The organism is Rhodococcus sp. 05-2255-1e (assembly GCF_002259025.1).
In the GTDB taxonomy this organism is placed as follows: Bacteria; Actinomycetota; Actinomycetes; order Mycobacteriales; family Mycobacteriaceae; genus Rhodococcoides; species Rhodococcoides fascians.
In genome coordinates this window covers 294246-308623 of the sequence record NZ_NOZE01000010.1, presented here as the reverse complement: position 1 = coordinate 308623, position 14378 = coordinate 294246, and the positions used below count along the sequence as shown (strand labels likewise).

Annotated in this window: 11 protein-coding genes; 3 read left to right on the top strand and 8 right to left on the bottom strand. The window is 65.7% G+C overall.

The genetic code is table 11. The features are described 5' to 3' along the window. Positions 1–434 precede the first annotated feature (434 nt). The 5 genes from lnt to CH262_RS09415 form a co-directional block, all read right to left on the bottom strand. Complete coding sequence (gene lnt / locus CH262_RS09435; RefSeq protein ID WP_094717482.1) at positions 435–2012, bottom strand: apolipoprotein N-acyltransferase; 1578 nt, start codon at positions 2010–2012, stop codon at positions 435–437. Beyond that, positions 2002–3597, bottom strand: coding sequence for an amidohydrolase (locus CH262_RS09430; protein ID WP_094717481.1), 1596 nt, complete (start codon positions 3595–3597; stop codon positions 2002–2004). Before CH262_RS09430 ends, lnt begins: the two co-directional genes overlap by 11 nt. Before the next feature lie 17 nt (positions 3598–3614). Further along, the gene (locus CH262_RS09425; RefSeq protein WP_032387426.1) at positions 3615–4151 is read right to left on the bottom strand and encodes an FxsA family protein; all 537 of its coding nucleotides are present in this window, start codon (positions 4149–4151) and stop codon (positions 3615–3617) included. An 81-nt stretch (positions 4152–4232) separates the two neighbouring features. Beyond that, positions 4233–4889, bottom strand: a complete 657-nt coding sequence (locus CH262_RS09420) for a response regulator (RefSeq protein WP_027497113.1) — start codon at positions 4887–4889, stop codon at positions 4233–4235. A 16-nt stretch (positions 4890–4905) separates the two neighbouring features. Continuing rightward, complete coding sequence (locus tag CH262_RS09415) at positions 4906–6066, bottom strand: sensor histidine kinase (RefSeq protein WP_032372415.1); 1161 nt, start codon at positions 6064–6066, stop codon at positions 4906–4908. A 17-nt stretch (positions 6067–6083) separates the two neighbouring features. Here CH262_RS09415 and CH262_RS09410 point away from each other — a divergent pair, with 17 nt between their 5' ends. Genes CH262_RS09410 through CH262_RS09400 form a run of 3 tightly spaced genes read left to right on the top strand, consistent with a single transcriptional unit; the run spans position 6084 to position 9746 of the window. Further along, complete coding sequence (locus CH262_RS09410) at positions 6084–6851, top strand: TSUP family transporter (RefSeq protein ID WP_032370548.1); 768 nt, start codon at positions 6084–6086, stop codon at positions 6849–6851. 10 nt (positions 6852–6861) lie between these two features. Beyond that, a complete protein-coding gene (locus CH262_RS09405) occupies positions 6862–8388 on the top strand; it encodes a TldD/PmbA family protein (protein ID WP_094717480.1) in 1527 nt (508 codons plus the stop codon). Further along, the gene (locus CH262_RS09400) at positions 8385–9746 is read left to right on the top strand and encodes a metallopeptidase TldD-related protein (protein ID WP_032387427.1); all 1362 of its coding nucleotides are present in this window, start codon (positions 8385–8387) and stop codon (positions 9744–9746) included. Before CH262_RS09405 ends, CH262_RS09400 begins: the two co-directional genes overlap by 4 nt. Before the next feature lie 39 nt (positions 9747–9785). Here CH262_RS09400 and CH262_RS09395 read toward each other — a convergent pair whose 3' ends face one another. The 3 genes from CH262_RS09395 to cobN all read right to left on the bottom strand — a co-directional run bounded on the left by CH262_RS09395 (position 9786) and on the right by cobN (position 14304). Next, positions 9786–10211 (bottom strand): VOC family protein, encoded by a 426-nt coding sequence (locus CH262_RS09395; protein WP_032365857.1) that lies wholly within the window; start codon positions 10209–10211, stop codon positions 9786–9788. Positions 10212–10299: 88 nt separating this feature from the next. Beyond that, complete coding sequence (locus tag CH262_RS09390) at positions 10300–10680, bottom strand: PPOX class F420-dependent oxidoreductase (protein WP_027497107.1); 381 nt, start codon at positions 10678–10680, stop codon at positions 10300–10302. An 18-nt stretch (positions 10681–10698) separates the two neighbouring features. After that, positions 10699–14304: a cobaltochelatase subunit CobN gene (gene cobN, locus CH262_RS09385; protein WP_094622163.1), complete on the bottom strand. Its 3606-nt coding sequence runs from the start codon at positions 14302–14304 to the stop codon at positions 10699–10701. Between the last annotated feature and the right edge of the window lie 74 nt (positions 14305–14378).

Here is a 14378-nt window from a genome sequence, read left to right as displayed (position 1 = left end):
GGAGCTTGTCGGATTGAAACAGGGAAGAACCCCGTTTTCACCGGGCGGGCTGCATCGCGGGAACCTCACGCGAAGTAGAGCCGATCGACGGTGTCCGTGAACTCAGGAACACGGTTCCCCCTCCCTGTCAGGCGCTCGATCCGGACGCGGCATCGATGCCGATTGTTCGCTCCCCTGACATCGTGACCGAGGCGGCGTTCGGGGGTACGACGGCGGCCGCATCCTGGACCTCCAACACCTCCAGCGGCTTACAAAGATACAACATCGGCGAAGTTCTTTTGTGCGGTAGTCCTAGTGGGCATCGATTGTTCGGGGAAGCTTGTTACAAGTTCGCTTGTGTGCGCCACCCGACCGCCGTTTTTACATCGAACGAATGATAGTGATTCGGACCGTCGATGCGCCGAATACCGACCCGAACGAACTTGACGACTGTTTCATTCCCGAAGCCGTCGACGTCGGACGTCGACGAGCGTCGCGATCAACCCCACTGCCGCGGCCAGAATCAGCGCCAGCTCCGCGCCGAAACCGATGCGTGTTGCGGGTGTGATCGAGCTCCGCAGTTCGACCGTCGATACCAGTACATCCGGCTCGAACAGCGGGGTTTGTTGCAGGACGTTCCCCTCGGGTCCGACTACGGCACTGACGCCGCTCGTCGCCGCAACCACGACGGTACGTCCGTGTTCGACGGCTCGCACCCGCGACATCGCCAGCTGTTGATACGTCATTTCGGTATCGCCGAACGTGGCGTTGTTGGTAGGGATCGCGATGAATTGCGCACCCGAACGAACGGACTCGTCGAGGGCTCGATCGAATGCGACTTCGTAGCACGTGGCTATTCCGGCCGCTATTCCTGCAGCGTGTACGACACCGTTTCCATTTCCAGGAACGAAATAACCCGCTCGATCGGCGTATTCCGAAAACAGTCGAAAAAAACTTCGGTACGGCAAGTATTCACCGAAGGGCTGAATGATCTTCTTGTCGTGCCGCTCCCCTGGTCCGTCGGCACCGTTCCACGCGATGACGGAATTGGTGTTCGTGTTGTTCGCGTTGACCAGGACGGTGCCCACGAGGATCGGCGCACCGACGGCAACCGACGCCTGCGTGATGAGCGTCGCAGCGTCGGAGTTGCGCAGCGGGTCGATATCCGAGGCGTTCTCCGGCCACACGACGAGATCCGGCGCGGGTTGCCTGCCCGCGTCGACATCGGCGGCCAGCGCCATCGTCTCGCGCACGTGGTTGTCCAGTACCGCGCGTCGCTGCGCGTTGAAGTCCAGCCCCAGGCGAGGAACACTGCCCTGAATGGCAGCGATCGTCGCCGTGCGATCGCCGTCCCCGGTGTCGTTCGTGTGCAGAGTCGGGATCAGCGACACCGCAGTGATCGATGCGATCGCCGTGGTCACGACCGGTCCGACGAGCGATCGGGCGGTGACGCGACGCGTGAGTGTCAGCACCAGCGCGGCCAGTCCGGTACCGGTGAGCGCGACCCCGAAACTGAGCAGCGGTGCGCCTCCGATGCTCGCCAACGGAAGCAACCAGCCCTCGGGTTGTCCGAACGCCAGCCGGCCCCACGGAAACCCTCCGAAAGGAACGCTCGACCGAAGCCACTCGGCGGCACTCCACATCAGTGCCATCGACAGCGGCCACCACGCACTGCGCGCAACCAGCACGGCCGTCATACCGAACAGACCGAGGAACACCGATTCGGCTGCGGCCAGCGCGAGCCACGGCACCGGGCCGACGTAGACGCCGATCCACGGGAGCAGAGGAACGAAGAAGGCGAGGCCGGCCACGTAGCCGTATCCGAATCCGCCTCTCAGCGACACCGGTCGCCGACCGCCGAACCCCGTCAGAACCAGTGCCAGTACTGCGATGCCGATGGGTGCCAGAAACCAGAGCGTTCGCGGCGGAAAACTGGCGAAGACGAGCGCGCCGGCAACGGCAGCCAGGACGGTCGACAGCGCAGGCCCGTACAGCCGGGTCAGTCGCGCGGTCGAGGGGTTCTCACTGCTCATGAACGACCCGTCCACGGTGCACCGTCATCGAGCAGCGGGGACCGACGGACGACGCCTCGAGGCTGGGCAGCGGTGCCACGCCCGCACGGGGGTCGGTCGACCACCGTTGAACGCTGTCCTTCGGTGCTCGCACGACGAGCTCGTCCACGTCCCACACCGCAAAGGACGCGGGGGCGCCCGGCACCAGTGTTCCGGCCAAACCGTCGCGCACTCCCCCCGCCCGCCATGCACCGCGCGTCGCAGCCGAGAATGCCGCACGGGGCGACACCGAGCTCCCCGGAGTACGGTGGTTCGCCGCAGCGCGGACCGTCGCCCACGGATCGAGGGACGTCACCGGCGCATCGGAGCCGAACGCCAGCGAGACTCCCGCAGACGCCAGGCGTGCGAACGGGTGGAGTTCGGCAGCGCGCTCGGCACCCAGACGCGCGGCGTAGAGGCCGTCGGCTCCGCCCCACGCCGCGTCGAACGCCGGCTGCATGCTGGCGATGACGCCCCACGACGCCAACAGGTCGGCTTGGTTCGCGGACACCATCGCCACGTGCTCGAGCCGGTGTCCGCAGGACGCGACGGCGGGTGTGCCCAGATCGGCGACCACCCGGCCGAATGCAGTGACGGCGGCCGACACCGCGGCGTCGCCGATGACGTGGAAGCCGGCCTGAATTCCGGCCGTCGTGCAGGCGGCGATGTGTGCAGCTATGGCGTCGACATCTGCGTACGACACACCGGTTCCGGGACCATCGGCGTACGGCGAGCTCAACCATGCGGTGTGCGACCCGAGAGATCCGTCGACGAAGATATCGCCTGCCAATCCGTGGGCACCGGTCTCTTCGAGCAATTCGCGGGCGCGTTCGGCGGTATCTGCCAGCTCGCCCCAGTAGCCGCGTACTTCGACGCCGTGCTCGGTGTTCATGAGTTCTCGGAAATCGACGATGCCCGACACCACCGGTCCTGCACATTCGTGGACCGCGACGATTCCGTGCGCCGCTGCTGCATCGAGCGCAGCAGCCCTGGCCCGGCGTCGGGTGTCGGCGGTGAGCAGCGAGCGAGCGGTCTGCCGAGCACGATGGTGGGCGTCTGCGGTCAATGGAGACTGTTCGGAGTAGCCGGAGGTGGCGTCGGCAGCGGACGCGGCGAACCGCAACCGGGTGGATACGGCGGCAGAATGCGAGTCGACTCGGGTGAGGTACACCGCTCGTCCGGGAGCAGCCGCATCGAGTTCGGCGGTGGTGGGAGGACGTTGTTCGGACCAGGTCGACTCGTCCCAACCGTGACCCCAGAGCAGTTCGTCTTCCGAGGATGCCGCATGTTCTCGCATCATGCGCAGGCACTCTTCGACCGACGTGGACCGGCTCAGGTCCAGGCCGATCAGCGACAGTCCGAGGTCGGTCACGTGAACGTGCGTGTCCACGAACGCCGGAGCAACGAAAGAACCGGCCAGATCGATGACGGGAACGCCGGGGTGCAAGGCTCTTCCGGTGCGATCCTCACCGATCCAGCTGATGATTCCGTCGGTCACGGCCATGGCGGTGGCATCGGGAGCCGAAGGACTGTAGATCCGTCCGCCGCAGAACAATTCGGTGGTCACGAGCGACCAGTCTGCCCCTACCGGTGGGACTTGGGGAAATCCCCGGCAGCGGGATCGACGCGGCCCGGGTCGATCACCTCACCCTCGAGAACGAGCGACGGTCCGGTGGTTCGTGGTCCGCGATTCTCGCCGGCGGTACGGTCGTCGAGTACCTCACCGTCGATGACCGTGGGGCGCATGCGTCGAGTGGACGCCGCGACTCGGGGCAGCCACCGCGCGGCTGCCCACAGCACGGCAGGCCGGAGCAGCCAGCGAGTCGGTGGGATCAACAGCAACAGACCTACCACCGTGGTCACCAGGCCGGGCACGAACATGGCCACCGACCCTGCAGCGAAGAGTGCGCCGTCGGCCACGGCTCCCTCGGCCGAGCGTTCACCCTGCGATGCGCGTCGCAGGCCGTCCAGTACCCGCCGGCCTTGCGAACGGACCAGCAACGAACCGACCAACGATCCGGCGATGAGCAGCACCACGGTCCACAGCACACCGAGTGCACTGCCCACAGCGACCAGGGCTGCAACCTCGACCACTACGTAGAGCACGAACAGAGCGAGCATGACGGTCCTTTCTTCGCTTGGTCCGTACAACGTCCGGCACAGTCGTTTTTCTCCCGATGCGTCCTGTTTGCCGGGAGATTCTCAGGATCCAGGTCTGACGAGGCCGGATTCGTAGGCGAGTACGACGGCTTGCACTCGGTCACGTACTCCCAGTTTGGTCAGTATTCGGCCGATGTGGGTCTTGATGGTCGCCTCGGACAGGTGCAACACCGTCGCGATCTCGGCATTGGACAGCCCGGTTGCCAGGTGCGCCATGACCTCTCGCTCACGCCCGGTCAGGCCGTCCAGTACCGATGGGTCGACGGCCGGCTCGGTGCGCTCGACGAACCGCGACAACAGCCTCTTCGTGACTTTCGGTGATACGACGGCGTCACCCGCAGCCACGCTCCGAATCGCGGATACCAGATCCTCGGGCGGTGTGTCCTTGAGCAGAAATCCACTGGCTCCTGCCCTGAGCGCACCGAGTACGTGCTCGTCGAGATCGAACGTCGTCATGACCAGAACCCTGGTGTCCGATCCTGATTCGGTGATCGCTCGAGTGGCGGAGACCCCGTCGATCCCGGGCATGCGGACGTCCATCAAGACCACGGCGGGTGCCAGCCGTGCCACGGCTTCGATGGCACCGGAGCCGTCGGACGCTTCACCGATCACCTCGATGTCGTCCTGGGCTTCGAGCACCATGTTCAGGCCCATTCGCATCAGTTCCTGGTCGTCCACGACGACAACGGTGATCGGCACCGACACAACCTAACGCCTACTCGATCGGCAGTCTCGCCCGCACGAGCCAGGAGCCCTGGGGTGTACGACCGACCTGCAACGTGCCCTGCAACACCGCGACTCGCTCCCGCATCCCCACCAGTCCGTGTCCTCCGCCACCGGTCGGTGGCGCCGCACTGCCGGTGCCGTTGTCGGAGATCTCGACGGTGACGGTGTCTGCTTCGCGTGCGACCCGCACGACGGCTCGCGGGGCATGGCCGGCGTGCCGAAGAACGTTCGTCAGCGATTCCTGGACGAGTCGGTGTACGCCGAGACTGATCGCCGGACTGATGTCGTCGAGATTGCCCGTCTGTTCCAACTCGACGTTCAAGCCGGCTCGACTCATCATTTCCACGACGCGGGCCAGACCGGCCGTGCCGTACTCGGGCATGTCGTCCGCGTCGGGGGTCGTCCGCAGCAGCGCGACCGTCCTACGCAGTTCGGCCAGCGCCTGTCGGCCCGTCGCCGAGATGTTGGCCACCGCCTGCTCGGCACGTTCGGGGTTGCGCCGGATGGCATACGACGCCCCGTCGGCCTGGACCACCATCACGCTCACTCCGTGGGCGACGACATCGTGCAGCTCGCGCGCGATGCGTGTTCTTTCCATGAGCACGGCCTCCTCGGCGCGGCGATCCCGGTCGTACTCGGCCACGATCAGTCGGGCCTCCATCGCCTCGTCGTATGCGCGTCGGGCACCGAGGAACTCGGCAGCGACCCACGACAGTGCGTACAGCAGAGCGCTGAACAGCAGCGTCGTGAACAACGGCTGGTGGAAGAGCAACAACGACGACACCGAGTAGGCGGCCACACCGGCGGCGTAGACGGCCCCCTGTGCGCGGCCGACGTAGGCCACCAGGGTGTAGAGCATGATCGGCAACGCCAGTGCGGCCGGATGGCCGTTGGAGGTATCCCCGACCATGGCTCCCCACACGTCGGCGACGAACGTCGACACGAGCGCCACGGCCGCCACGGACCTGGGGAACCGACGCCGCCACGCGACGGGAACGGTCAGGACCACCGAGAAGGCCAGAAACAACGGCCCGTTCAGGCCGTCGGCCGAACTCACGAAAACGAGAATCTCGATGACGAAAAGCCCACCGGCGAGCAGTGCGTCGGCCACGAACGGTTGGCCACGGAGCCACAGGCTGAATCGACGCATGTGATTGAGTTTGCCGTATGACTGTCGCGGACTGGGGATTGTTGATGGCCGCCGCGACAGCAGCAGGATGGGTCGACGCCGTGGTCGGCGGAGGCGGTCTCATTCTGTTGCCGGCGATCTTGCTAGTAGCACCGCAACTGACACAGCAGGCAGCCCTCGCGACCAACAAGGCGACCGCAGTCTTCGGAACAGTCGCCGCCGTCGTCACGTTCGCCCGCAAGGTCTCGCTCGACTGGAAGGTGCTCGTTCCTGCCGGTGCGATCGCGGCGACGACCTCGGCGGCGGGCGCTGCCGCGGTGTCGTTGATCGACCGCGACCTCTTCGTGCCGATCATCATGGTCGTGCTGGTCGGCGTTGCGGTACTGGTGACCTGTCGACCGACCATCGGTCGTACCGCGGCACCGTCGCCCCCGACGCATCGCAAAGTTCTGATCGTCATCGGCCTCGCCGCAGCCGGCATCGGGTTCTACGACGGCATTCTCGGACCCGGCACGGGCACCTTCCTCATCATCGTCTTCGCGACGATGCTGGGCACCGAATTCGTCCGCAGCGCCGCGATGGCAAAAGTGATCAACGTCGGCTCCAATGTCGGTGCGCTGACCTATTTCGCATTCACCGGCAGTGTGTACTGGCAACTCGGTGCTGCGATGGCCGCCTGCAATGTCGTCGGTGCGGTACTCGGTTCGAGGACGGCGGTCGCCAGGGGCGCAGGCTTCGTCAGGATCGTGTTGCTCGTCGTCGTGATCGGCATGGTCCTACGCCTCGGCTGGCAACAATTCGGCTAGCGTCACAGTCGTGACGACACCATCGGACCGGTCGGTCGACGCCGACTTCCTCGCCCTCCCCCTGCGAGAACTTGCCGACGCGGCCCTGAGCGCGGCGCGCACGGCCGGAGCCTCGCATGCGGACTTCCGGGTGCAGCGGCTGACGACCCAGTCGATTTCACTGCGCGACGGCTCGGTGCAATCCGCCGTCGACGCCGGGGAAATCGGGTTGGCGGTGCGGGTGGTCGTCGACGGCACCTGGGGTTTCGCCTCTCACGCCGAGCTGAGTACCGACGCGGCTGCCACCACGGCGCGGCGTGCGGCCGAGGTGGCGACGGCGTTACGCGTGCTCAACCGCGAACGGGTCGAACTCGCGCCCGAACCGGTGTACTCGGACGCGGTCTGGGTCTTGCAGTACGAGATCGACCCGTTCGACGTTCCCACCACCGACAAAGTGGCGCTGCTGGCCGAGTACTCGGCCAGGTTGTCCGCCTCTGACGGCGTCGACCACGTCACGGCGTCGGTGCTGCAGGTCAAGGAACAGTCGTTCTATGCCGATTCGGCGGGCAGCTCGATCACTCAGCAACGGGTACGACTACACCCTCAGTTCGAGGCCACTGCCGTGGACCGAGCGGCCGGTGCGTTCGATTCGATGCGGACATTGGCACCGCCCGTCGGACGCGGCTGGGAATACCTCGGTGAACACAGCACGTGGGACTGGGCGGACGAACTCGCGCGCATCCCGGAGTGGCTGGCCGAGAAGGTCAAGGCCCCGTCGGTGGTGGCAGGTCCGACGGATCTCGTCATCGATCCCACCAACCTGTGGCTCACCATCCACGAATCCATCGGACACGCAACGGAATACGACCGAGCGATCGGGTACGAGGCCGCCTACGCCGGGACGTCCTTCGCCACACCCGATCAGCTCGGAACCTTGCGTTACGGCTCACCCATCATGCACGTCACCGCAGACCGGACCGAGGTGAACGGTCTCGCCAGTATCGGCTACGACGACGACGGCGTGGCCGCGCAGAAGTGGGATCTGGTTCGCGACGGAACACTCGTCGGCTACCAACTCGATCGGGTCTTCGCCCCGAGGCTCGGACTGGAACGGTCCAACGGATGCTCCTACGCCGACTCCGCACATCACGTTCCGATCCAACGCATGGCGAACGTGTCGTTGCAGCCCGATCCCGACACCGACCGGTCGACCGAGGAGGTCATCGCCGCGGTCGAGGACGGTATCTACGTGGTCGGCGACAAATCGTGGTCGATCGATATGCAGCGGTACAACTTCCAGTTCACCGGACAACGCTTCTACCGGATTCGAAACGGTGTGCTCGACGGCCAGGTGCGCGACGTCGCCTATCAAGCGACGACGACGGATTTCTGGGGTTCCATGGAACTGCTCGGAGGTCGCTCCACCTGGAAACTCGGTGGGGCGTTCAACTGCGGCAAGGCCCAACCCGGTCAGGTCGCCGCGGTCAGTCACGGTTGCCCGGTCGCACTGTTCCGCGGGGTCAACGTCCTCAACACCCGATCGGAGGCAGGTCGATGATCGAGCCGCAGCAGGTGATCGAACGTGCGTTGGCGTGTGCGAGCGTCGACGACACCGTCGTCCTCGTCACCGACTCCAGCGACGCGACGCTTCGGTGGGCGGGCAATTCGATGACCACGAACGGCGTCTCCACTTCGAGGCAGTGGGTGGTGGTGTCCATCGTCCGGAACGGGGACGTGGCGCGGGTGGGCTCGGTGTCGTCCACCAGTGTCGATCCGAGCGAGATCGCGGACGTCGTGCGTGCCAGTGAAGCAGCGGCCCGCGCCGCCGAGCCTGCGGACGACGCGATGCCGCTGCTGACCCCCGATTCCGAGCCGGACGGCTGGGATCGACACGCGCAGGCCACGTCCATCGACGTGTTCGGTTCGCTGGCAACGGAACTGAACGTCGGATTCGACGGCCGAGACACGTTGTACGGATTCGCCGAGCATCGCGTCGACAACGTGTGGCTCGGAACCTCGACCGGTGTGCGGCGCACGTTCACACAGCCGACCGGGTCGATCGAGATCAACGGAAAGCGGTCCGGTGCGAGTGCCTGGGTGGGGAAAGGTACAGCCGATTTCCGCGACGTGTCGGCGGCATCGATGCTCGACGAATTGTCCACCAGGCTGGGCTGGGCGCAGAACACCGTGGAGCGTCCCGCCGGTCGGTACGACACGGTGTTGCCGCCCTCCGCCGTGGCCGATCTGATGATCTACCTGATGTGGACCATGGAGGGGCGCGGGGCCCAGGAGGGTCGCACCGCACTCTCGCGTGCCGGTGGCACCCGAGTCGGCGAGAAGCTCACCGAGCTGCCCCTGACGCTGCACTCCGACCCTCGCGAGCCCGGTCTCGGGTACGCGCCGTTCGTCGCGGCGGGCTCCTCCAGTGATGCGGTGTCGGTGTTCGACAACGGTCTCGGCATCGACCGGGTCGATTGGATCCGGGACGGCGCGATCGCAGCACTGGCCTATACCCGCGCCGGAGCCCGGAAGTTCGAGGTACCCGTTGCCGTCCCCGGGGAGAATCTGATCCTCACCGGCGGCAGCGACACCGGGATCGACGCGATGGTCGCGTCGACCGAGCGCGGGCTGTTACTGACGACACTGTGGTACATCCGAGAGGTCGATCCGACGTCGTTGCTGCTCACGGGTCTCACCCGCGACGGCGTCTACGCCATCGAGGACGGCCGGATCATCGGAGCCGTCAACAACTTCCGCTTCAACGAGAGTCCTCTGGATCTGTTGCGACGTGTCACCGAGGCCGGACGGACGGAGGCAACACTGCCGCGCGAGTGGAAGGACTGGTTCACTCGCACGGCAATGCCGCCGCTGCGCATTCCGGACTTTCACATGTCCTCGGTCAGCGCCGCGCAATAGGGTCTGCGGGGTCTTTCCCGCAGGCCCTGCGTCCGACCGTTACTTGTCGGGTCCGGACAGCTCGAGCGCGATGTTGTCGGGGTCGCGGAACTCCACGATGGACAGTCCGGGCCCTGCGTCCTTGATGCCCTCGTGCGCGATGCCGAGCTCATCGAGCGTCTTGACTGCATCCTCGAGCGCGGCACGGGTATCGACGGTGAAGCTGAGGTGGTCCAGCCCGCAACGATCTTCGGCGAAGGTGTCGTCGCTCGGCGCGACCGGGCGCAGACCGAGCAAACCCCCGCCGAACTTGTAGATCACGCCGCCGAAGAGGAACCACAGGGCTTGTTTGGTCTCCTCGTCCGCGTCGGGATCCCAGGCGTAGGCGACCTCGAAGCCGAACACCGAGTCGTAGAACGATCGGGATCGGTCGATGTCACTGACGGTGAGTCGGACATGGTTGTAATCGGTCACTGCAATAGGCACGTGGTGCTCCGTTCCGGCAGCAGGGGAAGCCGCCTCATGAAGCATTCGGAACTGCGCATACCAACGATGGTGTCGTCGTGCAGACCGGTTACGCGGGAGTGATCGCGAGCCCGACCGAGCCGCTCTTGCCCCTTCGAAGAACGCTGCCCTTCACGGTGAGCCAGCCCAGGATGCCGTACTTCGACACTATCGCCGCGCGCGCTTTCTCGGTGCCGGCTGCATCGAGGATCTCGGCTGTCGCGTCGACTGCGTCACCCTGGGGTTTGCCGCGCATGTCGCACGGTGCGAGCAGAACCTTCGAGTTACGGCGAATGCGCTTGACCTTCCACGAATCCGACACCGTCCACACGAGCAGACGATCACCGTCGAGCGCACCCCAGAGCGGGGTCGGTACGGCGGTGCCGTCCTTCTTGAACGTCGTCAGCAGTACGTACTTGCCCTTGGCAATGTCCTCGAAGGTGGCAGTCATACCGAGAAGGGTACGTCGCTACTCCCCCTCGAGCTCACCTTCGGTTTCCAGGTACACCTGGCGCAAGCCGTCGAGAACCTGCTTGTCCGGCTCGGCCCACATCTTGCGCTCCGCGGCCTCGAGCAGTCGTTCGGCAATACCGTGCAGTGCCCAGGGATTGGACTGTTGCATGAACTTCTGGTTCTGCTCGTCGAGCACATAGGTCTCGGCCAACTTCTCGTACATCCAGTCCTGCACCACATCGGTGGTGGCGTCGTAACCGAACAGGTAGTCCACGGTCGCCGCCATCTCGAACGCACCCTTGTAGCCGTGCCTGCGCATGGCTTCGAGCCACCGAGGGTTGACGACCCGAGCGCGGAAGACGCGGGCGGTTTCTTCCGAGAGTGTGCGCGTGCGAACCGATTCCGGCCGCGTGCTGTCACCGATGTATGCCTCGGGCGACTTTCCGGTCAGCGCGCGCACCGTCGCGACCATGCCTCCGTGGTACTGGAAGTAGTCGTCGGAATCGGCGATGTCGTGCTCACGTGTATCGGTGTTCTTGGCGGCCACGGCAATACGCTTGTACGCAGTGCGCATGTCGTCCGACGCGGGTACTCCGTCGAGTCCGCGGCCGTAGGCGAAGCCGCCCCAGGTGGTGTACACCTGAGCGAGGTCGTCGTCGCTGCGCCACGTCTTGCTGTCGATCAGCTGAAGCAACCCGGCACCGTACGTTCCTGGCTTCGACCCGAAAATGCGTGTCGTAGAACGTCGTTCGTCACCGTGTTCGGCCAGATCGGCCTGCGCGTGTGCACGGACGTAGTTCTGCTCGGGCTCCTCGTCCAACGCAGCCACCATCCGAACCGCGTCGTCGAGAAGGGCGAGCACGTGCGGAAACGCGTCACGGAAGAATCCACTGATCCGAACCGTCACATCGATGCGAGGGCGGCCGAGCTCGTCGAGGTCGATCACCTCGAGGCGCGTCACCCGGCGCGAGGCCTCGTCCCACACCGGGGAGACTCCGAGCAGAGCGAACACCTCGGCGATGTCGTCGCCCGAGGTGCGCATGGCCGAGGTGCCCCACACCGAGAGACCGACGGATTTCGGCCACTCGCCGTGATCCTGGCGGTAGCGTGCGAGCAAGGATTCTGCCATCGCCTGACCGGTCTCCCACGCCAGTTTCGACGGCACGGCCTTCGGGTCGACCGAGTAGAAATTGCGGCCGGTAGGAAGCACGTTGATCAGGCCGCGCAGCGGTGATCCGCTCGGACCCGCCGCGATGAACCCGCCGTCGAGAGCGTGCAACACCTGCTCGATCTCGCGGGAAGTTCCGCGTAGACGCGGTACCACCTCGGCGGCGGCGAACCTCAGAATCTCTGCGACCACGTCACCGTGTTCGCCCGCAACCCGCTCGGCCTCGGCCGGATTCCACTGCGTCGCTTGCATTGCCGCGACCAGTCCGTGCGCGACGGCCTCGATGCTGTCGACGCGCGTGCGTTCCTCGTCGCCGTCCTCGCTGAGCCCGAGAGCTTCGCGTAGACCGGGCACCGTCTGCTCGCCGCCCCACATCTGCCGAGCGCGCAGCATCGCCAGCACCAACTCGACCTCGGCATCGCCGACGGGCTCCTGGCCCAGGATGTGCAGCCCGTCGCGGATCTGCACGTCCTTGATCTCGCACAGCCATCCGTCGACGTGCAGCAGCATGTCGTCGAACACTTCCTCGTCGGGACGCTCGTCGAGTCCGAGGTCCTTGTGCATCTGTGCCGCGGTCATCAGTGTCCAGATCTGCTGGCGAATGGCCGGTAGCTTGGCCGGATCGAGAGCCGAGATGTTCGCGTGTTCGTCCAGCAGCTGTTCGAGCCGAGAGATGTCTCCGTAGCTCTCCGCTCGCGCCATCGGCGGGATGAGGTGATCGACGAGAGTGGCGTGGGCTCGCCGCTTGGCCTGTGTGCCCTCCCCCGGATCGTTGACCAGGAAGGGATAGATCAGCGGCAAGTCGCCCAGTGCAGCGTCGGTGCCGCAGGAGGCGGACATGCCGAGGGTCTTGCCGGGGAGCCATTCCAGGTTGCCGTGCTTACCGAGATGAACCATCGCGTCGGCCCCGAAGCCGCCGTCCTCGCGGGCTGCGGAGATCCACCGGTAGGCGGCCAAATAGTGATGGCTCGGCGGCAGATCCGGGTCGTGGTAGATCGCAACGGGCTTCTCACCGAATCCGCGCGGCGGCTGAACCATGATGACCACATTGCCGAATTGCATTGCTGCGATGACGATCTCACCGTCGGGATCAGCGGAACGATCGACGTAGAGATCACCCGGTGCCGGTCCCCAATGTTCGATCACGCCCTCGCGGAGGTCGTCGGGAAGCTGCTCGAACCAGGTGCGGTACCGGGCCGCCGAAATGCGAATGGGATTGCCCTCGAGCTGGGCGTCGGTGAGCCAGTTGGGGTCCTGACCGCCACGGGCGATCAAGGCGTGGATCAGTGCGTCGCCGTCTCGGGCCGCCAGACCGGGCACCGAATCCGGGCCCTCGAGCGGTCCGAGGTCGTAACCGGCCTCACGCATGTCCGACATCAACGCGATCGCGCTGGCGGGAGTGTCGAGGCCGACGGCATTGCCGATGCGGGCATGTTTGGTGGGATACGCCGAGAACATCAGGGCGATTCGTCGGTCGGCGGCCGGGATGTGTCGGAGCCGCGCATGGCGGACGGCGATGCCGGCGACGCGTGCTGCTCGCTCGTGGTCCGGAACGTACGTGGTCAGGCCGTCGTCGTCGATCTCCTTGAACGAGAACGGAACCGTGATGAGGCGGCCGTCGAATTCCGGGACAGCGACCTGCGTGGCCACGTCGAGGGGCGAGAGTCCGTCGTCGTTCTCGGACCACGTCGCGCGGGAACTCGTCAGGCACAGACCCTGCAGGATCGGAACGTCGAGGGCGGCGAGCTCGGCGACATCCCAGGCTTCGTCGTCGCCGCCTGCCGAAGCGCCGGCGGGTTTGGTGCCGCCCGCAGCCAGCACGGTCACGATCAAGGCATCCGCCGACTTCAGCGTCTCCAGCAGGTCGGCTTCCGCCGTACGCAGTGACGCACAGTAGATGGGCAGTGCGTTCGCCCCGGCGTTCTCGACTGCGGCGGCGAGGGCATCGATGTAGGTGGTATTTCCGGCGAGATGCTGAGCGCGGTAGTACAGAATCGCCACCGTCGGGCCGTCGGAGTGCTGGTCGGAGTTCCGCTCGAGGTGGCCCCACGTCGGCAGGTGTCGAGGGGCATCGAAACCGTGACCGGTGAGGAGCACCGTGTCGGACAGAAAGTTGTACAGCTGCCGCAAATTGCCCGAGCCGCCCTCGGCCAGATAGTTGTGCGCTTGGGCGGCGACGTTGGCGGGCACCGTGGAGATCTCCATCAGATCCGCATCCGGGGCCTGTTCGCCGCCCAGCACGACCACGGGCAAACCGGTGGCCAGGACGGCCTCGATTCCCGACTCCCACGAGCGACGCGATCCGAGAATGCGGACGATGATCAGCTCGGCCGATTCGGCCATCGACGGGATGTCTTCCGCCAGCAGGCGGGACGGGTTGCCCCACGTGAAATCGGCCCCACTGGCGCGGGCACTGAGCAGATCGGTGTCCGATGTGGACAGCAACAGAAACACGGGTAACGCCCTCCTCGGGGTTTCGCGCCCCTGGATCGGTGAATCGTCCTAGCTCGTCGGTGAGAGGGTCCGAC